Annotated in this window: 23 protein-coding genes and 4 pseudogenes; 5 read left to right on the top strand and 22 right to left on the bottom strand. The window is 48.7% G+C overall.

Annotated features, from left to right (window positions below):
- Positions 1–12 precede the first annotated feature (12 nt).
- From HV229_RS19955 to HV229_RS19905, 11 genes are all read right to left on the bottom strand, one after another.
- Positions 13–240, bottom strand: a complete 228-nt coding sequence (locus HV229_RS19955; protein ID WP_008324517.1) for a DUF987 domain-containing protein — start codon at positions 238–240, stop codon at positions 13–15.
- An 8-nt stretch (positions 241–248) separates the two neighbouring features.
- A complete protein-coding gene (locus tag HV229_RS19950) occupies positions 249–725 on the bottom strand; it encodes a RadC family protein (RefSeq protein ID WP_000811693.1) in 477 nt (158 codons plus the stop codon).
- A gap of 15 nt (positions 726–740) precedes the next feature.
- Positions 741–1,199 carry an antirestriction protein gene (locus HV229_RS19945; RefSeq protein WP_000211838.1) on the bottom strand — a complete coding sequence of 153 codons (459 nt, stop codon included), beginning with the start codon at positions 1,197–1,199 and terminating at the stop codon, positions 741–743.
- 97 nt (positions 1,200–1,296) lie between these two features.
- Positions 1,297–1,536, bottom strand: a complete 240-nt coding sequence (locus tag HV229_RS19940; protein WP_181546221.1) for a DUF905 domain-containing protein — start codon at positions 1,534–1,536, stop codon at positions 1,297–1,299.
- 76 nt (positions 1,537–1,612) lie between these two features.
- Complete coding sequence (gene ykfB, locus HV229_RS19935) at positions 1,613–2,080, bottom strand: protein YkfB (RefSeq protein WP_181546219.1); 468 nt, start codon at positions 2,078–2,080, stop codon at positions 1,613–1,615.
- 22 nt (positions 2,081–2,102) lie between these two features.
- Positions 2,103–2,546, bottom strand: a complete 444-nt coding sequence (locus HV229_RS19930) for a YfjS/YafY family lipoprotein (protein ID WP_001547764.1) — start codon at positions 2,544–2,546, stop codon at positions 2,103–2,105.
- Complete coding sequence (ypjK, locus tag HV229_RS19925) at positions 2,546–2,782, bottom strand: protein YpjK (protein ID WP_001144031.1); 237 nt, start codon at positions 2,780–2,782, stop codon at positions 2,546–2,548. Before ypjK ends, HV229_RS19930 begins: the two co-directional genes overlap by 1 nt.
- Positions 2,783–2,822: 40 nt before the next feature.
- The gene (locus tag HV229_RS19920) at positions 2,823–3,524 is read right to left on the bottom strand and encodes a WYL domain-containing protein (protein ID WP_001581462.1); all 702 of its coding nucleotides are present in this window, start codon (positions 3,522–3,524) and stop codon (positions 2,823–2,825) included.
- Between the two features lie 216 nt (positions 3,525–3,740).
- On the bottom strand, positions 3,741–4,562 hold the full coding sequence (locus tag HV229_RS19915) for a DUF932 domain-containing protein (protein WP_001547762.1): 822 nt from the start codon (positions 4,560–4,562) through the stop codon (positions 3,741–3,743).
- A gap of 91 nt (positions 4,563–4,653) precedes the next feature.
- Entirely contained in the window at positions 4,654–5,517 is an 864-nt protein-coding gene (locus tag HV229_RS19910) for a GTPase family protein (RefSeq protein ID WP_032170429.1), read from the bottom strand.
- Positions 5,518–5,648: 131 nt separating this feature from the next.
- Positions 5,649–6,410 (bottom strand): hypothetical protein, encoded by a 762-nt coding sequence (locus tag HV229_RS19905; RefSeq protein ID WP_134900950.1) that lies wholly within the window; start codon positions 6,408–6,410, stop codon positions 5,649–5,651.
- Positions 6,411–6,697: 287 nt separating this feature from the next.
- On the opposite strand from HV229_RS19905, the gene HV229_RS19900 reads away from it, so the two are divergent.
- The 3 genes and pseudogenes from HV229_RS19900 to HV229_RS19890 all read left to right on the top strand — a co-directional run.
- On the top strand, positions 6,698–7,276 hold the full coding sequence (locus HV229_RS19900; RefSeq protein ID WP_032170431.1) for an inovirus-type Gp2 protein: 579 nt from the start codon (positions 6,698–6,700) through the stop codon (positions 7,274–7,276).
- A 121-nt stretch (positions 7,277–7,397) separates the two neighbouring features.
- Positions 7,398–7,604 (top strand): AlpA family transcriptional regulator, encoded by a 207-nt coding sequence (locus tag HV229_RS19895; RefSeq protein ID WP_032170432.1) that lies wholly within the window; start codon positions 7,398–7,400, stop codon positions 7,602–7,604.
- A gap of 207 nt (positions 7,605–7,811) precedes the next feature.
- Positions 7,812–8,216: pseudogene (locus HV229_RS19890) on the top strand (ArsA-related P-loop ATPase); the annotation flags it as partial.
- Between the two features lie 30 nt (positions 8,217–8,246).
- Here HV229_RS19890 and arsC read toward each other — a convergent pair.
- From arsC to HV229_RS19855, 7 genes and pseudogenes are all read right to left on the bottom strand, one after another.
- On the bottom strand, positions 8,247–8,672 hold the full coding sequence (gene arsC, locus HV229_RS19885) for a glutaredoxin-dependent arsenate reductase (RefSeq protein ID WP_032170434.1): 426 nt from the start codon (positions 8,670–8,672) through the stop codon (positions 8,247–8,249).
- Between the two features lie 12 nt (positions 8,673–8,684).
- Positions 8,685–9,974, bottom strand: coding sequence for an arsenite efflux transporter membrane subunit ArsB (arsB, locus tag HV229_RS19880; RefSeq protein ID WP_032170435.1), 1,290 nt, complete (start codon positions 9,972–9,974; stop codon positions 8,685–8,687).
- A gap of 47 nt (positions 9,975–10,021) precedes the next feature.
- Positions 10,022–11,773, bottom strand: coding sequence for an arsenite efflux transporter ATPase subunit ArsA (gene arsA, locus HV229_RS19875; RefSeq protein ID WP_032170436.1), 1,752 nt, complete (start codon positions 11,771–11,773; stop codon positions 10,022–10,024).
- A gap of 17 nt (positions 11,774–11,790) precedes the next feature.
- Positions 11,791–12,153 (bottom strand): arsenite efflux transporter metallochaperone ArsD, encoded by a 363-nt coding sequence (gene arsD, locus HV229_RS19870; protein WP_032170437.1) that lies wholly within the window; start codon positions 12,151–12,153, stop codon positions 11,791–11,793.
- A 47-nt stretch (positions 12,154–12,200) separates the two neighbouring features.
- Complete coding sequence (gene arsR / locus HV229_RS19865; RefSeq protein WP_032170438.1) at positions 12,201–12,554, bottom strand: As(III)-sensing metalloregulatory transcriptional repressor ArsR; 354 nt, start codon at positions 12,552–12,554, stop codon at positions 12,201–12,203.
- A 219-nt stretch (positions 12,555–12,773) separates the two neighbouring features.
- Complete coding sequence (locus HV229_RS19860) at positions 12,774–14,549, bottom strand: ATP-binding protein (protein WP_032170439.1); 1,776 nt, start codon at positions 14,547–14,549, stop codon at positions 12,774–12,776.
- Positions 14,546–14,926: pseudogene (locus HV229_RS19855) on the bottom strand (hypothetical protein); the annotation flags it as partial. The gene HV229_RS19860 and the pseudogene HV229_RS19855, both read right to left, overlap by 4 nt.
- Before the next feature lie 57 nt (positions 14,927–14,983).
- On the opposite strand from HV229_RS19855, the gene HV229_RS19850 reads away from it, so the two are divergent.
- Positions 14,984–15,681 (top strand): IS1 family transposase gene (locus HV229_RS19850; RefSeq protein ID WP_223335778.1). Its coding sequence is split into 2 segments (ribosomal slippage): positions 14,984–15,233 and positions 15,233–15,681, totalling 699 coding nucleotides; the frame shifts between segments, so codons are not numbered across the junction.
- Here HV229_RS19850 and HV229_RS19845 read toward each other — a convergent pair.
- Together HV229_RS19845 and HV229_RS26390 are read right to left on the bottom strand one after the other, a co-directional pair.
- On the bottom strand, positions 15,616–16,470 hold the full coding sequence (locus HV229_RS19845) for a hypothetical protein (RefSeq protein WP_249417772.1): 855 nt from the start codon (positions 16,468–16,470) through the stop codon (positions 15,616–15,618). The two genes, HV229_RS19850 and HV229_RS19845, sit on opposite strands and share 66 nt — an antisense overlap.
- 198 nt (positions 16,471–16,668) lie before the next feature.
- A pseudogene (locus HV229_RS26390) lies at positions 16,669–16,886 on the bottom strand (integrase); the annotation flags it as partial.
- 195 nt (positions 16,887–17,081) lie between these two features.
- On the opposite strand from HV229_RS26390, the gene HV229_RS19840 reads away from it, so the two are divergent.
- A complete protein-coding gene (locus HV229_RS19840) occupies positions 17,082–18,029 on the top strand; it encodes a hypothetical protein (RefSeq protein WP_032170443.1) in 948 nt (315 codons plus the stop codon).
- On the opposite strand, the gene dcm is transcribed toward HV229_RS19840, so the two are convergent.
- Both dcm and HV229_RS19830 read right to left on the bottom strand, forming a co-directional pair.
- Positions 18,010–18,939: a DNA (cytosine-5-)-methyltransferase gene (dcm, locus tag HV229_RS19835; RefSeq protein WP_032170444.1), complete on the bottom strand. Its 930-nt coding sequence runs from the start codon at positions 18,937–18,939 to the stop codon at positions 18,010–18,012. The two genes, HV229_RS19840 and dcm, sit on opposite strands and share 20 nt — an antisense overlap.
- Before the next feature lie 192 nt (positions 18,940–19,131).
- Positions 19,132–19,950, bottom strand: a pseudogene (locus tag HV229_RS19830) (site-specific integrase); the annotation flags it as partial.
- Between the last annotated feature and the right edge of the window lie 332 nt (positions 19,951–20,282).

Here is a 20,282-nt window from a genome sequence, read left to right as displayed (position 1 = left end):
TACAGTTCTCCACTATTGCCAGTTCAGGGTGATGCTCATCAGGCAGGTATAGGGCCCATTGCGGTCCTGGCGGCGTTCGGCGTATACCGCGAGGACTCCGGCGATATCCGGAACGTCCCTGCCGGTGTAATGACAGACGCTACCGTGCCACTGGTATTTGCCGGTGCAGTAGCGAAAGATCCGGGACTCAGGATGCTGGCGGTATATCGTCATTGCCCGGCGTTTACTGATAATTTTCATGTCATACCTCACAACAGACCGTGTTCTGCGAACGAATAGATTTGCCTGCCACCGACAATCAGATGGTCAGGGACACGGATATCCACCAGCTGAAGCACCTGAACCAGTCGCTGCGTGAGGGTTTTGTCGGCCTGGCTAGGTGTCGTCTCGCCGGAAGGATGGTTATGCGCGAGTATCACCGCCGCCGCGTTGAAGTGCAGAGCACGTTTGACCACCTCCCGGGGATGCACCTCGGTGCGGTTAATCGTGCCGGTGAAGAGCGTTTCATGGGCAATCAACTGATTCTGGTTGTCCAGATACAACACCCGGAACTCTTCCCGCTCAAGCGCGGCCATATGCAGTCGCAGCCATTCACGTACGGCGTGGGTAGAGGTGAAGGCTACGCCGGGCTCATGCAGGTGGCGGTCCAGAGCCCTGAGCGCTCGCTGAATGAGACGCCGGTCCTGTGGCGTCATCTCGCCGGGTAAAAAGGAAAGCTGTTTCATCTGTTGCTCCTTCGGTCAGTCGATAATACGCAGAATGGCGTGAGCCTCTGGATGTTGCATGGCATACTCCCGCAGGCGGTAATAGTGTGCGGTCATCGCGTCACATTCTGTACGGCAGGCATGGTGGCTATACGCAATCAGGCAGACAGCAATACCTGCTGCTTCTGCACTCATTTGGGCATCGTTACCGTTCAGGCAGTTAAACAGACGCCATGTCTCATCGTTGTCAGGCTCGGGGGACATAAATGCGCCGCCATTGCTGAGGGTGTAGAACGACCAGATACCACCGCTGTAGCCCTCACAGAAGCGGTCCATCCAGGCGAAGATATGCGGCTCCAGGAGTAGCCACTGCGGGATAGCGCCAAAGTACTGTGGCCAGAAATCGATACGCTGTTCATCGGGGACCGGCGTGACGGTCAGTTCAAATTCGGGTTGGTTAGCGGGTGCGAGGTCGTGCTGCGTCTGTGTTGTCATGGGTATGTCTCCGTCAATAAAAACGCCAGCGGCGATGGCTGGCGTATGGGGATATAAAGTGTGTTCGGGGAGGTGAATGCGGGTAAATGCTTCGCGATCAGCGGGTGGCCGTGTCTGTACGGATGCCTGAGGTGCGGATATAGCGGTTAAGACCTTCACCGGCATCCGGCTCAAAGTTCCATGCCCGCCAGACCATCCGGCCTTCAGTATCACGAACCACCAGACGGAAGTGACTGCCCTGGTCGTCTTCGAGTGTGATATTGCTGTACGTGGTAGTGACCGCTTGCGCTTGTCTCCGGGTGAACGGTCCCGGTGACAGCAACACTGATTGGGACATTTGCAGGCTCCTGATAAAAGAAAACCCCGACAACCTAGTGGCTGTCGGGGTTAGTTTGCGGGGGAAGATGCGGCTGTCAGTCGTTACCGCAGTCTCCGGGAGTGGACAGAACTTTCTCAGCGTTCTTCCGGTCCGCAGTGAAGGTCCCTGCTTTGTGGTCATTGACGTAGACGTCGAACTGCCCGGCCTCAGAGATATTGCTGATGAAGTCAAACCAGGCGTTATCGCCGTTACGCCAGCCCAGGCTGGACGGAATAATGTACTGCTGGTGATCCATCACTACGGTGATAGTAGTGTCGTCATCGTGCGAACTGACCATCTTGTCATCGGCAAGGGTAAGAAAGACTGAATGCTGATAGAAACCATTCTGGTCCGGGTTCCCTGTGCAGTTGATGGTAAACGTCTTTCCGCTGGCTTCGGTCACGCTGTATTCCGTATTGCCCTGACCGTAACCCTGCTGCCAGAACCCCGGGATAGCAGAGGCATTAAAGCTCGCGAGCAGTACACCCGCCAGCATAAACCGACTTAGTGAAAGTATTGTCATTCTTGTCTCCTTTGTCGTTGTTTTATTCCTGGTTCTCAGGGTTTGAGGGTATCAGCAGTCGCCCCATCAGTTTGCCGTCATGGGCGTACTCAAAGTATTTTTCTTTGGTATACGGGTCCGTCACCTCCTGGTATTCCAGTTTGATGTTATCGGCAATACACAGCGCATTCATCAGTGGCTGGACGGTTTTTTCCTGCATATCCACGAGGTAGTAGTAACTGCCATCCTCGCAGCCATCGGGCGACTGGCGGGTACGTAAAACCTGCAAGGTGGGACCGGATAAGTAGTCAACCTGTGACCATTCTTCGCTGACATCATCCTGGTGGCTGACCACATCACTGAAACGCGGTGGGGTGAGGTCCTTAAATTTACTGATGGCCTTCAGGTCATCACTTCTGTCATCGCATGCGATGAGAAACAGAGTGGTGGCAACCAGCGCCAGCAGAGGCAGTGTTTTACGTTTCATTATTTTTTTCCTGAAATCAGACGAACCACTTTGGCAAAGACATAAATGCCCACGAAAATACCCACCGGCACGCCGACGAACGGTGTCAGCGCGACACTGGCAGCACCGGCTGCGCCACCTCCCGTCAGCAGTGCGGCAACAGTGGCAAGGGTCAGGGCCGCGAGACTGTCGGACACCCCGGTTTTGTTCAGAATGATGACGATGACAACAATGGCGATAATGGCAATAACGGGCATAGGGCTCCTCCCTGTTGCCGGGTTGATAACAACGCTTACGCTATTCTGGTGGGCTGTCGGCCGGAACAAACGTAAGCAGTGACTGCTGGATAAAGCGAAAATGGGGTAAGGACTGAATAAAGCCCGGGTCTTCAACAAGACGACACAGACTGTCGTTACGCCGGAAAGTCTCCTGCAGGGGCTGAACCAGATGGATTTCATCCAGGGAGAATACGGCGATATGTCCGTCGTGCTCTGCCACCAGATACCAGGCCTGCTGGTGGATAAGTAACCGGCAGGGAGCCAGCCGCTCACAGCGCTGCCCCTCGGCAATCAGAGTCACCCGCCTGCGCCCGGTAATGGCCTGAATCAGTCGCCAGAAAGACAATGCGCCTGATGGCGAAGGAGCCGGACTGGCGGGTGCGATTACGCAGGGAGACTCATCGCACATCAGCAGTGCGTTTACCAGACGACGGTCAAAGCCAGGGAAAAGACCGGCCATCCCGCTGCGGTGGGCAAAGATAAGCACGTCGGGCACCATCTGCGTCTCACTGCCCGCAGTGCGTAAGCGGCAATATCCGGACTGATACTCCAGGTCCAGATACATCAGCCGCTCACGAAAATCACGCCGCAGCGTGCGCACCGACACACCAAACTCAGCGGCAAGCTTACGCACACTCAGCGTTTCCCCTGCCACCAGACGGCTGATTATCAGTGACAGCCTGACAGCCAGCCGGTCATGGCGGCGTTCTGCCTGTGTCATGAGACGTTCTCCGTGAAAGTTAACTGACTGAAAATGATGTGATTACTTTAAAGAGGGGGTCGGACAGGGTATGGACACCACAGAAACTATTTTTCATTTCTGTAAAAGCCAGAGGCAGCGGGGGTTACAGGCCTTCCCTCGGTGAGTGAGGACCGTCAGCACGGTGCGATGCGGACAGGTGGTGTCCGATATTAACAAAGCAGCAACATTAAACGGTCACTGCAGTTGCGTGAGCAGGGCTTCCGCCATCACCCACAGTGCCCGGTTAAGTTTCACGTCCCCGTCGATACCGCGAACGGCACGGGTATGTGACCGTCCTCCTTTGGCATTACGGCCACTGAGCCCGCCCTTAATCAGGTTCTCCTGAATACGCTGGTACGTGGTCCACAGGTCATTGCTCTCATCCTGCCAGCGGCGAGGGGAGAGGATCTGCGATTCAGTCACCGGCTGGTGGTCTTCACCAAAGCGGTATGTGAGGGCGGCTTTTGCCAGTGCCTGCTGTGCCGGGGGTGGCAACAGCAACGACTGCATGGCATCCCGTTTTTCCTCCACCCGGTCAAAAATCCCCAGCACCTCATACGCGCCTTCAATCACCTGACTCACCACGTCCCCCTTGTGTGGCACCCGCACCTCGCCAAACGACTCACCGCAGACGAGCCCGTTCTGACAAACCGCACGAAATAGTCCCGGCAACATCTGATACGAACTGGTTCCATCGTGAGAGTTGAGTAGAATAATTTCCGGCACCTGTATACCGGTGATCTGCCCTTCCCGCCGCAGACGCAGCATATGCTTTGTATGTTCACGACGACCCGGGTCACGCACGCGGGTCTGACAGGCAAAGAATGGCTGGAAGCCTTCTCGCTGTAGGCTGTCGAGCAGGGAGATGGTGGGTATATAGGTATAACGCTCACTACGGGACTCGTGTTTGTCCTCACTGAATACACTGGGCACTACGCGAAACAGCTCTTCACGGGTTAACGGACGGTCGCGACGGATAAGGTTTGCTGCGCCAAAGCGCGAAGCCAGACGGGTCATAAGCAGACTCCTCATAACGGGAAAACAAATAAAAGGGATCCCCGTCGCATCGGCGACAGGGGCAGGGAAGTAACAGGGATGGGTTAAATACTCAGAAGAAGAAATCCCAGACGGCGCGGGCCACTGACACCACCGTGGTGCGCACGGCCTGAATGACGGCCCGCACCGGGGCGGGTATCAGGGGAAAGGCACTGATGCTATCGAGTACGGCCCCGACGGTTTCACCAAAATCGCTACGAGCCTGTTCCCGGACTACCGTCGTGCGAAAGGAAGGATGGAGTTGCGACACCACCGGGCTGGTGGCCTCACGTGGCAGGCACTTAATCATCCGCTCGGCCATCACCTTAAGCCCCCATTGTAGACGGACCGACACAGCACACACCGGATGGACGGGCTGGAACAGCTCATGCAGCAGGCAGATTTTGCGGCTGATATTCTGCTTCTGCGCCGTGGACAACTGTCCCCCACCGCTGGTAGGTTCGGCCTTATCCGACTGGCTGATAACAAACAGCACCTTATGCCGGTAAGCTTCACCAATCACCTGATGGTAAAAATGCTCATCCACCGCCAGTGCCCGATCATCAGCCTTAATCAGCCACAGCACCTGGTCGAGCCGGGGAAGTTGTTCGCGGTACAGCGCAGCATACTCGGTATCGCGAACGCCACTTTCGCCCACGCCGGGAAGGTCCACGATAGTCATAAAACGCTCTCCAACCTGCAGACGAAATCGCAAAGGTACACGGGTGCAGGCCGCCACATCACTGACCGGCGACACCTCACCGGCAAACAGGGCATTGCACAGGCTACTCTTTCCCGCCCCGGTTTTACCCATAATGCCGATCACTGGCTCGTAGTGGGTTAACTGATTTACCTGCTGCAATATACGTTCAGACACCCACTGCGGCAGGCCGGAAAGCGAATGGTTTAATGGCTGCAAACCTTGCTGATTATTCATGACAACTCCTGCAATAAATAAAACTAAAAACGGCAGGACCGTGAAGTTCTGCCGTTATGCTGGTATGTTCATGAAAATGATATATATCTGAATATGGTTTGAATGATGATTTTCTATTGAATCATATTGAATCATCCTAAATGCTTCCAGTACTCGTAAGGAAGATTAATGGTGGCTTTAGGAGGATATAGTTGATTAGGCAACGCTTTATCGATGTGCAAAGCTGCAACAAAAATAAACCCATCCCGAAAGGCCGCAACAGGAACCCATGAAAGATACGCTGTATGCAGATACTTCTTATTTCTCTGCATGTATTCATTAATTCCAATATTGCAAAAATCAATAGCGCGAACATAGCAGATTGATTGGATATCAAACAAATACTTGTCAACAATGAAAAATGGAATTGTTATCTGGATTAAATCGAACTCGAACTTTTCAACAGGATGCTTTTTTATACATAAGTAAACATATTTAGATATACCGTCATCTTCTGGCATATGAACTTCAATATTTTCTTCTATCTTTGCCTTAAACTCTTTTTTGTAAGAATCCCATTCATCAAACATTGGAAGAGAAAAGGACATTATTGGTTCAGATCGAATACGAAAAACAAGTTTCTCAGACAGCAAATGAAGATACTTCAGCGTGGAATCATCTTTATGCTGCTGCGTTTCGAAGTGGCGGACCTCATGATAAAACATGCTAAAAAGCCTGCTTTCAACCTCCTGAGTAATTCTATTTTGATATGTCACAAAATCAAGAATAGGTGCAGTGGATCGTAATAACTCACATATTACTTTCGAACGTGACGTGCCATTGGATTCGGCATACCTGTCGATTGAATCAATCGTTAAATTATCATCGGTGTTAAATGTTATTCTCTTTATCATAACTGTTATGCATTTTGTTGATTATGCATAACAACCTATCACGGAGGTCAGTAAAACGCCAGATCGCACTGCAATACTTCAGATTTCGCGCACACATTTCTTCCCGTGTAAGACCACCCTGCGAACCTGCGATAGAATCCCTGAAACCATCTGTTCTTACTGAATTAAGGTTAATTAGTATTATCCCCCGGAGTTAACCGTTCCCCTCCTGTAATCAATACTCATCCCTGTATAAAAAATACATCACACATCTATCTATTGAACCCCGTTTAGTTTGAGGATAGATCATGAAAGAACCCTACAATGCCAACCCTAATTACCCTATGCATCGTTTTCTTCTCGAAGATATAAACCACCACCTGGATGAAATGTTTGAGCGTTATTCCCGCTTACTGGCTTTTCGTATGGATTTTGGCTGGAAACAAGGAAGTGAACGCTCGCAGCGTAATCTCATGGATGAGATGGAGGGCGAGATACAGCACCTGATGGACGTGGCAATTGGCCGAAAGATGGTTATTGGGTACTACTGGGTAATTGAATACAGACAGCGTAAGGGGTTGCATGTGCATGCCATGATTTATCTTGATGGGCAGAAGCATCGGAAATTCTATCCAACTTCGCGTGCGATAGGGGAAGAATGGCGCAGATTGACTGACGATGAAGGTCTCTTTCATCTGTGTTCCAAGAAAAAGCATTTCGTTGCGAGTTCCGGAACGATAGTGGATCACCGCAATAGGCAAGCAGTTGATGAACTACGTTACGTAATTAGTTATTTAGCCAAATCTGAGCAGAAGTCACGAGGGGTTATTGCAGGTATGAATGCTATACCACCACGAAGCCGTAGAGGCAGGCCCAGGAAGGAGTAGCGACAGGTAAACGTTAAGCTGAAGTTTTTTTACAACAGAAGCCATTGATGTGGAGGAGCTGACGGTAATGATTGGTTTACTAGCAGCTCCGGTTATTCATCTTTAACCGGAACACATCAACATGTATACAAAACCTGCACTACTTGAAGATCAATTCATTGATATGAAATTCATTACCCAGCTTACTGGCCTGAGCGATAAATGGTTCTATAAGCTGATACAGGATGGGGCATTCCCTAAACCGATTAAATTGGGCAGAGCTTCCCGTTGGTTAAAAAGCGATCTGGAAGAATGGTTATATTACCGTATCTACGAATCCAGAAAGTAAAGCGCTCTAGCCCAGAATTAGAAAACCAAAATCGTTATAATGTGTTTTCATCAATACTTAAGACATCAAGATCACTTACCTTCGATTTCGCATCCACTAAGCCCTACCCTGAGCCAGGGAATTAAACCTTGTAGAGGTAAAAGGTGTTCTTTCAGTGACCGCCGAAACTGACAAATCGAATACCTGTCCCTAAACAATACACCCTCTACGGGTCATACGCTTCTGCTACTGGATGCAACAGGAGCCTATCACCGGGAAATGGTGCGCCAGATGGGGCAAACACATGACCATGTGATGACGCCAATGATGCAATTGCAGGACCCGGAGAAGACGAAGGTGATTATCGTGACGCTTGCCGAAACGACACCTGTACTGGAAGCAGCAAACCTGCAGCAGGATCTGCGTCGCGCTGGCATTGAGCCGTGGGCATGGGTTGTGAATAACAGCCTGGCAGCTGCTGAGCCGTCTTCACCTTTCCTGAAGACCAGGGCAAACCGCGAGTTGCCTCTCATCTCTGATGTGGAAGAGCAGTATGCAAAGCGTATTGCATTAACAGCGTTACAGAGCGAAGAGCCGGTTGGTATTGACCTGCTGGAAGAAATGGCGAAGTAATAATGAAGGGGGCATTTGCCCCCTTCATCTTTATTTCAGTCGATTACCTACCTCATCAACGACTTTTTCACCGTCTTCCTTGGTGAAAGCCGCTTTCTGAGCCTCTGGCAGAATATCCAGAACCACCTCCGAAGGACGGCAAAGTTTAGTTCCCAGTGGCGTCACCACAATCGGACGGTTAATCAGGATCGGATGTTGCAACATAAAATCGATTAACTGGTCATCAGTAAATTTATCTTCTGCAAGACCCTGTTCCTCATACGGCTCGACGTTCTTACGCAGTAACGCCCGGACGGAAATGCCCATATCCGCAATGAGTTTGACCAGCTTATCGCGTGAAGGTGGAGTCTCAAGGTAAAGAATAACGGTCGGCTCGATACCGCTGTTGCGGATCATCTCCAGCGTATTACGCGACGTGCCGCAGGCTGGGTTGTGATAAATGGTGATGTTGCTCATATCAGTATCTTATTACAAAGTGAAAGAGAGACGTAGCGCCAGCGCGGCCAGCGTTACAAACAGCACTGGCAGAGTCATGACGATCCCGGTGCGGAAATAGTATCCCCAGGTGATGGTCATGTTCTTCTGTGAAAGGACATGCAGCCAGAGCAGCGTTGCCAAGCTACCAATCGGTGTAATTTTCGGTCCCAGATCGCAGCCAATCACGTTGGCATAAATCATCGCCTCTTTGATAACGCCTGTTACGGTGCTGCCATCAATAGAGAGAGCGCCAACCAGCACGGTAGGCATATTGTTCATGATGGAAGACAGGAAAGCTGTCAGGAAGCCGGTACCAAACGTCGCGGCCCAAAGTCCTTTATCTGCCAACACGTTCAGCACACTGGAGAGATATTCTGTTAGCCCTGCATTACGCAGGCCATAGACCACCAGATACATCCCCAGCGAGAAGATGACTATCTGCCATGGTGCCCCACGCAGCACTTTACCAGTGTTAATGACATGGCCTCGTTTCGCCACAGCAAACAGGATAACAGCGCCAACAGCCGCAATCGCGCTAACGGGAATACCGAGCGGCTCAAGGACGAAAAAGCCAACCAGAAGAAGGATCAACACGATCCAGCCGGTTCTGAAGGTTGCCAGATCTTTAATCGCTTTTGCAGGTGCTTTCAGGAGAGCCAGGTCGTAAGTAGGCGGAATATCTTTACGGAAGAACAGATGCAGCATCACCAGCGTGGCGATAATAGCGGCAATATCCACTGGCACCATTACCGAGGCATACTCAGTAAAGCCCAGTCCAAAGAAGTCCGCCGAGACTATATTCACCAGGTTCGACACGATAAGCGGCAGGCTGGCAGTATCGGCAATAAAACCGGCAGCCATGACGAATGCCAGCGTTGTGCCTTTGCTGAACCCTAATGCCAGCAGCATGGCGATGACTATCGGCGTCAGAATAAGTGCCGCACCATCGTTGGCAAACAGTGCCGCCACCGCCGCACCGAGCAGAACGATATACGTAAAGAGCAAACGTCCACGACCGTTACCCCAGCGGGAAACGTGCAGCGCTGCCCATTCGAAAAAACCAGATTCATCAAGCAGCAGGCTGATAATAATCACGGCAATAAAGGTCGCCGTCGCGTTCCAGACGATATTCCACACCACCGGAATATCGCCCACATGCACAACGCCAGATATCAGAGCCAGCCCCGCGCACAGCATTGCACTCCAGCCGATCCCTAATCCCTTTGGTTGCCAGATAACCAAAACAATGGTCAGGACAAAAATAGCACCTGCCAGTAACATAAAGCCTCCTGACAGGGCGACTTTGCCGCCCTGTATATGCAAAAAAATTAACTCATCAACTCTCTGAGTTTTTCAATACCAGCGGGCTCTGACGCCAGCACCGGAACAAGTGCTATACGGTCAGCGTGCTGATTCTTAACAGCCTCAATCTGAGGCTGTTCCTGACGAGCGCGCTGGCAAAGCAACGGAGAACGCGTATCCGCAATGGAAAGGCTGTTATTGATAATCCAGCCCCACGGATGAATCCCCGCTCTTTCAAGGTCAGCCTGCAGGTTTGCCGCTTCCAGTACCGGTGTGGTTTCAGGAAGTGTAACAAGCAGAACTTTGGTTCTATCCGGATCCTGAAGCTGCATCATTGGGGTAGTAAAATGACCTTTACCCCCCATTTTTTTGGCTATCTCCCGGTGGTAAGCACCGGTAGCATCCAGCAGCAACAGCGTGTGTCCCGTAGGGGCGGTATCCATGACAACAAACCGCTTACCCGCTTCACGAATCACTCGGGAAAAGGCCTGGAACACGGCAATTTCTTCAGTACAGGGAGAGCGTAAATCCTCTTCCAGTAGCCGTTTCCCTGCTTCGTCCAGATCTCTTCCCTTCGTCTCTAGGACATACTGGCGATAACGTTCGGTTTCATCGTGTGGATTAATCCTGCTGACCTGCAGGTTATTCAGGCTGCCGTTCAGCGTTGTACTCAGGTGTGCAGCAGGATCAGAGGTCGTGAGATGCACGTCAAATCCCATGTCTGCCAGCCTGACGGCGATGACCGCAGCCATCGTGGTTTTACCTACGCCACCTTTGCCCATCAACATAATCAGGCCGTGCTCACTGCGAGCGATATCATCGACCAGGCCAGAGAGCGATAAGTTTTGAGGCGTGCACGGAACGTTCATTGCTGGGAGGGGTAATCTCTCTGAGCGGGTGTCCAGCAGTCCCTTCAATGCAGACACGCCAACCATGTTGACTGGCTGTAGTAATAAGGTATCTGTCAGCAGCCCGGATAAACCGGCAGGGAGATTTGCCAGTGCCTTCTGCTCCCGTTGCCATATCGCAGCAGCCAAGGCGTCATGCTCTGCTTCGGCTGCAGGCAGCACACCATTAATCACCAGGTACTGGTTTTTCAGGCCAATCGCAGCCAGTTCTTCATGGGTGCGGGCGACTTCCTGTAGCGTCGATTTCTGCAGTCGTGCAACCAGAACCAGGCGGGTACTTTCAGGATCGGATAACGCCTCTACCGCGTGAACATACTGCTCACGCTGCTTTTCCAGCCCGGTCATTGGGCCAAGACAGGAAGCACCATCTGGATTGCTTTCAATAAAGCTACTCCAGGCACCAGGAAGCTGGAGAAGGCGAATCGTGTGGCCCGTTGGCGCTGTATCAAAAATGATGTGATCGAAGCGGGTCAGCAGGGAAGCGTCTGTCAATAAGCCGGTGAACTCATCAAATGCCGCGATTTCCGTGGTACAGGCTCCTGAAAGCTGCTCGCTGATACTGTTAACAACTTCATCAGGCAACAGACCTTTAATAGGTTCAACGATTCTGGAGCGGTATTGTTGGGCGGCTTCCTGCGGGTCAATCTCCAGAGCGGAAAGTCCAGGAACTGCCGTCACAGGGCGAATGGTGTTACCGATAGCCTGATCGAATACCTGACCGACATTCGAGGCAGGATCGGTACTGACCAGCAAAACCCGCTTACCCTGTTCGGCAAGGCGGATAGCCGTCGCACAGGAAATAGAAGTTTTTCCTACACCTCCCTTACCGGTAAAAAACAGGTAAGGCGGGATATTCTGTAAGAATTTCATATGTCCTCCTGACATATTCAGCAACAGGAAGTATTACCACCACAGCAGCTGGTGGGAGCTAACCCTACCTTCTCCAGCGGAATACCGAACCAGCGAGCCAGCTCAGCGCGTTTTGGGTATCGCCCAGCCATCACCGTTTCACCGTCCAACAGCAGTAGCGGAAGCCCTTCTGCTCCAGATGCTTCGAGGAATGCTTTCGCTTTCTCATTGTGAACAAAGCTCATGGGCTGCTGCACCAGGTTGTAACGTTCAACCTGTACGCCACGTCCTTTCAGCCACTGCACATCAGCAGAAAAATCAACCAGAACCTGATCGACATCTGAGCCACATACGCCGGTACTGCAGCACATTGCCGGGTCAAACACCGTTAACGTCTTCATTCTGAAAACCTCACATTTGAAAAAACATATATGTTCAGGCAAATTTTTTAAATGCAAACAGCCTTACCGCTACCAGAACAGTTTGCCGATGCCAGCTTACGGGCGATGGCCTGTACGTCGTCCTGTTGGCTTAACCAGGCCTGCTCAATCACCTGAGCGGCCCAGGAAGGAATATGTGGGGACAAGCGGTAGTGAACCCACTTGCCCTGTTTGCGATCCAGTAATAGACCACTTTCCCGGAGCATTGCCAGGTGGCGGGAGATCTTGGGTTGTGACTGATCCAGCACTGTACAGAGATCGCACACGCACAGCTCTCCCATCTCTCTGAGCAGCAGTACGATCCCTAGACGGGTTTCATCGGAGAGGTTTTTGAAGAGCTGTAATGATGATAATTGTGGCATAGGCCCTCCTGCTATTATCTCGCAGTTTCTCTCTATAACAGTACAATGTCAAAAATACATTTGAATTTTCATATATGAAGTAAACAAAAAGCTACTCTCTACATCTTTCATGGAAAGAGAGATAATCCAGAGTAACCTTCTATATCAGAAATCCCCGAAGACACTCTCAGGGCACATTTTGTTAGAGTTACAATACACAACAATTGCAAAGTCGCTGTATTAAGCGGGAGGCAGTGCCCAGAGTTCTTCAAGGTTCACATCATCACTGCTGGGTCGATGCTGTTTCAGCAGCGGGTCAATTTTCAATATCATTGGAAGATCAAAAGCGGTTCCAGTGACTACGCAGCAGCCCTTGGCTAGAGTCGGTATGAGAGTCTTAGAACTGGAATCTAACGTGCTGATAGTATTGTCTAGCAGCATAAGGTCGCGATCGTTCACTAATCGATGTATGAAGAAGTTGTGAATCTGGGAAACAATAGTAGGTGAAATATCGGCAGGCCGCTGACTAGATAGTGTGAGGTATACGCCATATTTGCGTCCCTCCTTGATTATTTCTTCAAAGAGTTCAAGCCGGTAGTCTTTCCAGATTTCATGCTCACGGGTGGACTGCTCTGACAAAATATTGTGTGCCTCATCAATGATAAGGTGAAGAGTCCGGCTTGGAGGGCTCTTGAGAGTCTCGGCATCTTTGTGATTTGTATAGAAATTCTTAGCAACAAGCAGTGGTAAGATCTTTTTTATCTCATTCTTGCATTTCTTTAAAGAGATGACATGTAAGAGATGTGGTGGTTGTGGCACATCAACGATTTCAAGAACATTACGCAGAGCCGATATAGATGATTTGGCCCTGGCAAGCACTGGTTGAATGTGTTCGTATTGGGCGTAGCCAAATACAACATCTGAACAGAGTTGGAGGTAGCACCTCAAGATTAGTTCGTCGAATTGATCAATGCCTTCTAAATTAACATTATCATCAAGAATAGGCTTGATGTTAGCGTCAAATCCATTGCCATTTGAATTATAGTACGTACCGCTGGCATGCTTAAAATATTTATCTTTATTAAAATAAATGATTCCCTTCAAATGGTCTTGAAGCAATTCGCAATCAATCATGCGTGCAATTTCACGGCTCAGGTCTAAAGCATCTGATTTCGCTTCGCCTGTACTAAAAACTTTTTCAAAAACCTTTTCCACATATCTTTTGAGTGGGGTAGTTTTAAATTTTTCCTTACCAGATAGAACCCGACGCAGAAATGGCTGTTGTGTGTTTGTAGTTGCCTGAAACAGGAGGCTCAGGGTTTCGACATCCCAAAAATGAGCGCCTTCAATCTTGAATTTATGTTTTGCTTTTTTAGAATCCAGCACTGTGATTTGTTTATTCTTGGCTGGTAGTAGCTGATCTTCCGTGTATTCACCATTAAAATCTATGATAACGAACTGGCTCTTGTGCTGTAATGCTTGGAGCCGCTCATTAAAAAGTGTAGTGTAAAGTTTAGCTAGCGTATTAGATTTACCACTCCCGGTGTTACCAAATATACCCAGATGGCTGTTGAATAAACGCATCCATGGGAGGTTGATTGGTACATTTTCTTTGAGCATAGAGCCAATAGAAAAGCCTGTTTTTCCGTCCGCCCCATAGATTTTCCCTACCATGAGTTCGCTGAGTAGAGATGCCTTGTCTCTGATCATCGGCATGTACTTCACACCTTCAAAAAACTTATCCTCAACTATATAACCGATGGGGCGAACATCCACTTTTCGTACGTATTGGATCTTCTCGGCATCAGCCTCTAGCCTTTTCTCATCCAAAAATTCACCTTCAACAAGGCAGACAATGTCTATAAACCCTCGCTGAATAGTTACGTGTTCCCGAAGTGAAATACCTCTGTACTTAACTCCTCCGTAGTAAATAGTCTCATGATTGGAGTCTTCAAAAATTCGAAGGGAGATACGTACTCCACTCACTGCAATGACCTCACCTACTATGATACTCATATCAGATCCTCCTCTTCAGCTTTTAATGGAGGTTCATAATTATCTGGTTTGAGTGAGAAAACATATTTGTTGAAATTGGTGAAGTCCATATTCATACCTTCAGCTGGTCCAATTACTTGGACGTTTTTCCAAGATTTGAATTCTTCCCGCATATCGTTTGCACTATTGTTGCTATAACAGCAAATAAAAGTATGAAGTTGTGGGTTGGAGAGGGAGCGTTGAATAAGTCTGAGAATGTGTTCATCAGCAAATGAAAAGCCAAATGTGATGAGTATAGAATTTGGTTTTTCAAGCTCATAGCTTAATAGCCTGAGCATCTGGTAGTAGTGTTCTTCGAAGACAGTTTCGTAAAACTTCCACTTCGTGGGGTTAACAATCGGGTGATGCTGCCAACTTACTGATTTAGTGTATGATGGTGTTTTTGAGGTGCTCCAGTGGCTTCTGTTTCTATCAGCTGTCCCTCCTGTTCAGCTACTGACGGGGTGGTGCGTAACGGCAAAAGCACCGCCGGACATCAGCGCTATCTCTGCTCTCACTGCCGTAAAACATGGCAACTGCAGTTCACTTACACCGCTTCTCAACCCGGTACGCACCAGAAAATCATTGATATGGCCATGAATGGCGTTGGATGCCGGGCAACCGCCCGCATTATGGGCGTTGGCCTCAACACGATTTTCCGCCATTTAAAAAACTCAGGCCGCAGTCGGTAACCTCGCGCATACAGCCGGGCAGTGACGTCATCGTCTGCGCGGAAATGGACGAACAGTGGGGATACGTCGGGGCTAAATCGCGCCAGCGCTGGCTGTTTTACGCGTATGACAGGCTCCGGAAGACGGTTGTGGCGCACGTATTCGGTGAACGCACTCTGGCCACACTGGAGCGTCTTCTGAGCCTGCTGTCGGCCTTTGAGGTCGTGGTATGGATGACGGATGGCTGGCCGCTGTATGAATCCCGCCTGAAGGGAAAGCTGCACGTTATCAGCAAGCGTTACACTCAGCGCATTGAGCGACATAACCTGAATCTGAGACAACATCTGGCAAGGCTGGGACGGAAGTCACTGTCGTTCTCAAAATCGGTGGAGCTGCATGACAAGGTCATCGGGCATTATCTGAACATAAAACACTATCATTAAGTTGGAGTCATTACCAACAATCGGTAGCTTATTGTACTCCCCCCAGAAAATATCTATCTGATCTTGTCTGAATTCTAAGGATGGAATACCTTCGGTCCTGTTGCCATCGACACCAAGAAATTCTGAATATCCATTCAAATTTCCAAGTGTCTCTTCTGTCAAAAGGTTAATAAAATCATTGCGATAATTGACTTCAATCTTATCACCGCTTTTTGACCAGTAAACCGAACCGCGAAGGTGGATAATGTTTAGCTGTGGGATGCCATAGTTGCTTCGTTCAAATACTCCAGTTTGACATTGAAACGTACTGAAGTTTTTGGAATGAAGATGCTTGGTATGAAAACCTGAGGTACCATCATTCACCACAAAATCATGTGAGCCCTTCATGAGAAGGCTATCAGCTGTATGGCACAGACATCCATCATAGTTGGTGGTAAAAATATTGATTTTGCGGTTGAGATCTTTCCTTCTATCCAACAACCCCAAAAGGGTTGTTAAAAAAACCTCATAATTCTTGAGGTTTTCTTTTCCTTTATCCGATGTAACGGAACTTGGATCGAACGTCTGTACTGGAAAAATACATGTGTTGTAGTAGTGCATGAATAAAGCGGTTCGCTTCTCTGGCGAGTTTTCAAACTGTGTGGCGAGCGTCTCGATCGTTTCTCGTCGTCCATCTGCATTCTTGATGGCTAGGGACAGCGTCGGGAACAAGTCTGCTGAAGCGCCTGAGCCAATCAGTATGTTGATGTTCTTATTGTATATATCCAGTGGCTGGATCGCCTCAAACATACTTACCTCCCTTATTTACTTTTGTCGAAAATAGCATCAGTGTATAGTCAGACCAAGTTTTGACTTAGGCAAAAAATTTGTAGCAATAGTCACTACTTCTCTGGTTTCCAACTATTGCAGTTAGCAGCATATATTGAATTACATCCGTCCAGACACCTAGACGGATGCTATTGCTTTTCGAGACTGCCTTTCAACCTATCAGCTTGTAATAATTCCTTCCTTGCCTAAATTACTAGTAAAATCACCATACCACTGCATCATCTCCCGCCTCGCCTCCAGATATTGAGCATTGTCATACGTTCCACGAATTGAGTTCTTATCGACGTGATCCAGTTGTAGCTCGATGCAAACCGATTTAAATCCCTGCTCATGCAAAATGATACTCATCCTGTGACGGAATCCATCCCCCTAACACGCCTTACGTAGCATATGTGTTCACTATCACATTGAAAATGTTGAGTACTGTCATGAGATGAGCGGCGTCGAATCAAAACCTCATTCAATTCCAATGAAAACTGACACCCATGATACAAAAACACCATGAATTCATTGACATAAATTGCTACCCGCTGAGATCATATAGCAAACCGCTCCTGAATGAGGAATGAGCAATGGCAGTGAGTATCGCGGAATATTTAGGCCAAAGAACAGACGTGGAACAACAGATTGTTCCCGTTTCAAAGGGCACGCTGGCGCAATGCCCTTTTATGGACCGTACCTGTGACAAAGTAAGTAAAAATAATCATCCAGTCTGCTCCGTCCGCAAACCAGACAGCACTATTTGGATCGTCTGTGAACATAGACTTTGTTCTACCCGCCAAAAAAAGACGATCATCTCAGGTGAGCGTACACAACTTGTCGACAATGTCTTGGTTGAACATCAAAGAGACATTCTAAGGAAAGTAGCAAAACTGATCTATCAGGATCCTGAACTGCAAGACTCAGAGATTGGCGTAAAAAGAGAAGTCAATATTCCTTTACCAGATTCAGATAATAGCTACCACGCAGACTACGTAATGAGAAACTTTTCCGGTAGAGGAAGAGTTGATGAAGTCCTCCTCGAAATGCAAGGTGGCGGAGAAACGAGCAGCACAGGTGCCATTACTCGCCATATTGCCACTTGGGCTGATCTCGAAATCCCAACAAATGAAATTCTAAGAAGGCCAGTGGCAGCAAATACTATCGAAACCAACGCATGGAGACGACAACAAGAACAATTTCTTGTGAAAGGGAATGTTGTTGATCAAACTGGTGGGAAAATCGTTTTTGCTGTAGGTAGCTTACTCTATGACTATTTACATAGACGTTTTAGGAATGCCAATCTCAGGGATCTAAAAGCCCATAACTGGACATTATGCATTTTAGCTTTCAAGGAAGATACATCGGATGAACCACGACCTGGCCCGATTCCGTTGATCATTGATGATTCAAAGACATTATTTACTAACTATTCAACATTTGTAAGATTTCTAACAGATCAGGGCGCACCGCGCCCTGAACTATTCGAAGGATCATTTTTACGTTTAGATAATAGTACTGTTACGATAATGCCTCGTTAAGCATCTGCTGATCTACAAGGACAATTCTTTTTCCTATCCATTCAACAATAGGGACCGCGACAGCGTTCCCTACTGCTCTGAATCGATTAGAGTCCAGTTCTCTGGAAATCCCTGCAGACGCTCGTACTCGGAAGGCAGCATCCGGCGCACATACAGCATCTGAACTTCCTCTTGAGTCAAGAGTGTAGGTTTCTCCGTCGTTCCGGTATCCTTTTGCTTGAGGTCCTGCGGTTGCTTTTCGTCCGATACTTGCATGCTGGATAGAATAGATATCTGCTTTTGATAGGCCTGTATCAGAGGCTCCGGAAGCATTTGCCCTCTCTCCTTGGCCCTGTTTATCAACGATTCTAGTTGCTCCGGGTTCAAAAAGGACTCGAGCGGAGCGCATGTCTCCAAGACTTGCGACAATGTACACTCTTCTTCTACGCTGGGGTGTTCCAAAGTATTTTGCATCCAATACTCTCCACGAAACGCCATACCCGAGTTCGACCAACGTATCGATGACAACTTTGAAGTCTTGTCCATTGTGGCTGTTGAGCAGTCCGGGAACATTTTCAATAACAAGCCATTCAGGTTTTCTTTCTTCGATGAGTTTTGCATATGTATAAAATAAGCCGCTTCGGGCTCCCTCTAAACCTTTCCGTTTTCCTTGGTTAGCTGACGACACATCCTGGCAAGGAAAACCACCACACCAAACACTGCTTTCAGGGATCTCATCAGCATTCAGTTGTGTAATATCAGTATGTAATGGTACATTTGGCCAATTCTTTCTAAGTACTTTCTGGCAAAACTTATTGATTTCGCATTGGAAAACAACTTCCATCCCCGCTTTCTCAAGACCAAGATCGAATCCACCAATCCCTGCGAAAAACGAGGATACCTTGTACTGCTTCAGTGGTTTCTTTTTCATATCGACTTTTTCATCACTTTTTGATCCGAAGATCCTAACGGAAACCAGTCGCGATGGCCACCTTTTTTTCTAACTAAGGCCACTTCCTTGGTATCCAAGCATTGATTAAGAAACAAAATAACTGTGATTATATACAGTGTATTTTAAATTCCAACAAGAGTGTGCTTCTTTGCGATAAGTCTTCCAATTTGGCTACGCTTTCGCATAGTCAAACGGGCTAATCCCTTTCTCGCGATTTGCATCCAGAAAATCCGCCCACCACTGCAGCATCAATCGTCTCTCATCCAAATGTTCAGCCTTATGAATGTATGCCGCTCGAACAGAGTTACGTTCCATATGACTCATCTGTCGCTCTACCGCATCCCTCGACCACAACCCCGATTCAATCAACGAGCTACATGCCATAGTCCTGAAACCATGACCACAAACATCGACCTTTGTGTCATAACCCATAACACGCAGCGCCTTGTTCACAGTGTTTTCACTCATCGGTTTACGCGGATTATGATCGCCAATGAAAACAAAATCGCGCTCGCCACTAAGCTTGTGAACCTGTTTAAGGATTGCCAATGCCTGACGAGACAGAGGCACTAAGTGAGGTGTTCGCATTTTAGAACCACGTTGCGAATGCTTAACACCTTCTATAGCTTCTCGTTCCGCCGGGATTGTCCACATTGCCCTTTCAAAATCGATCTCGGACCAACGGGCAAAGCGCAACTCACTGGAACGAATAAAGATTAATAACGTTAACTCAACAGCCAGACGGGTTAAAGGCCGTCCGGTGTAGTTATCAATTCGGTGGAGTAGTTCAGGTAAGCGTTTCAGTTCAAGTGCTGGTCGATGGACACGATTACTGGAAGCAACTGCCCCAGCCATCTCCTGAGCAGGATTGTAATCGATCAAACCGCTTTGCACTGCATAACGCATAATTGCATTGGTACGCTGCTGAAGACGCGAAGCCACTTCAAGACGCCCTGTAGCCTCAACTACTTTGATAGGCACAAGGAGATCGTAAGCGTCGTCTGAGTACCGTCTGGTCCCGAATCCAGGATCCTGTAACTTAAGCACCCACTTATTTTGCAGGTGGACACCTCATGCGCGCTAAAGAAAGACTTCCCCGGAAACACTATTCCCCTGAATTCAAAATGGAACTGGTCAGGCTGGCTCTTGAAGAAGAAGGCAGTATTGCCGCACTGGCCCGGAAACATGACGTCAATGATAACCTGCTCTTTAAATGGATAAGGCTCTGGCAGCGTGAAGGGCGGGTCTGTCGGCCCCGAAAAAACTCATCGTCGCTTCCTGCCCTGATACCCGTGCAGCTTCAGGCGGGCTCTTCTCTCCCA

Source organism: Citrobacter sp. RHBSTW-00524, assembly GCF_013747755.1.
Classification (GTDB): domain Bacteria; phylum Pseudomonadota; class Gammaproteobacteria; order Enterobacterales; family Enterobacteriaceae; genus Citrobacter; species Citrobacter braakii.
The sequence above is the reverse complement of the archived record's forward strand: the minus strand, read 5'-3'. Positions and strand labels throughout refer to the sequence as shown.

Coding starts and splice junctions, on each gene's coding strand:
- HV229_RS19955 (WP_008324517.1), bottom strand. CDS start 240: ATGAAAATTATCAGTAAACGCCGGGCAATGACGATATACCGCCAGCAT.
- HV229_RS19950 (WP_000811693.1), bottom strand. CDS start 725: ATGAAACAGCTTTCCTTTTTACCCGGCGAGATGACGCCACAGGACCGG.
- HV229_RS19945 (WP_000211838.1), bottom strand. CDS start 1,199: ATGACAACACAGACGCAGCACGACCTCGCACCCGCTAACCAACCCGAA.
- HV229_RS19940 (WP_181546221.1), bottom strand. CDS start 1,536: ATGTCCCAATCAGTGTTGCTGTCACCGGGACCGTTCACCCGGAGACAA.
- ykfB (WP_181546219.1), bottom strand. CDS start 2,080: ATGACAATACTTTCACTAAGTCGGTTTATGCTGGCGGGTGTACTGCTC.
- HV229_RS19930 (WP_001547764.1), bottom strand. CDS start 2,546: ATGAAACGTAAAACACTGCCTCTGCTGGCGCTGGTTGCCACCACTCTG.
- ypjK (WP_001144031.1), bottom strand. CDS start 2,782: ATGCCCGTTATTGCCATTATCGCCATTGTTGTCATCGTCATCATTCTG.
- HV229_RS19920 (WP_001581462.1), bottom strand. CDS start 3,524: ATGACACAGGCAGAACGCCGCCATGACCGGCTGGCTGTCAGGCTGTCA.
- HV229_RS19915 (WP_001547762.1), bottom strand. CDS start 4,562: ATGACCCGTCTGGCTTCGCGCTTTGGCGCAGCAAACCTTATCCGTCGC.
- HV229_RS19910 (WP_032170429.1), bottom strand. CDS start 5,517: ATGAATAATCAGCAAGGTTTGCAGCCATTAAACCATTCGCTTTCCGGC.
- HV229_RS19905 (WP_134900950.1), bottom strand. CDS start 6,410: ATGATAAAGAGAATAACATTTAACACCGATGATAATTTAACGATTGAT.
- HV229_RS19900 (WP_032170431.1), top strand. CDS start 6,698: ATGAAAGAACCCTACAATGCCAACCCTAATTACCCTATGCATCGTTTT.
- HV229_RS19895 (WP_032170432.1), top strand. CDS start 7,398: ATGTATACAAAACCTGCACTACTTGAAGATCAATTCATTGATATGAAA.
- arsC (WP_032170434.1), bottom strand. CDS start 8,672: ATGAGCAACATCACCATTTATCACAACCCAGCCTGCGGCACGTCGCGT.
- arsB (WP_032170435.1), bottom strand. CDS start 9,974: ATGTTACTGGCAGGTGCTATTTTTGTCCTGACCATTGTTTTGGTTATC.
- arsA (WP_032170436.1), bottom strand. CDS start 11,773: ATGAAATTCTTACAGAATATCCCGCCTTACCTGTTTTTTACCGGTAAG.
- arsD (WP_032170437.1), bottom strand. CDS start 12,153: ATGAAGACGTTAACGGTGTTTGACCCGGCAATGTGCTGCAGTACCGGC.
- arsR (WP_032170438.1), bottom strand. CDS start 12,554: ATGCCACAATTATCATCATTACAGCTCTTCAAAAACCTCTCCGATGAA.
- HV229_RS19860 (WP_032170439.1), bottom strand. CDS start 14,549: ATGAGTATCATAGTAGGTGAGGTCATTGCAGTGAGTGGAGTACGTATC.
- HV229_RS19845 (WP_249417772.1), bottom strand. CDS start 16,470: ATGTTTGAGGCGATCCAGCCACTGGATATATACAATAAGAACATCAAC.
- HV229_RS19840 (WP_032170443.1), top strand. CDS start 17,082: ATGGCAGTGAGTATCGCGGAATATTTAGGCCAAAGAACAGACGTGGAA.
- dcm (WP_032170444.1), bottom strand. CDS start 18,939: ATGAAAAAGAAACCACTGAAGCAGTACAAGGTATCCTCGTTTTTCGCA.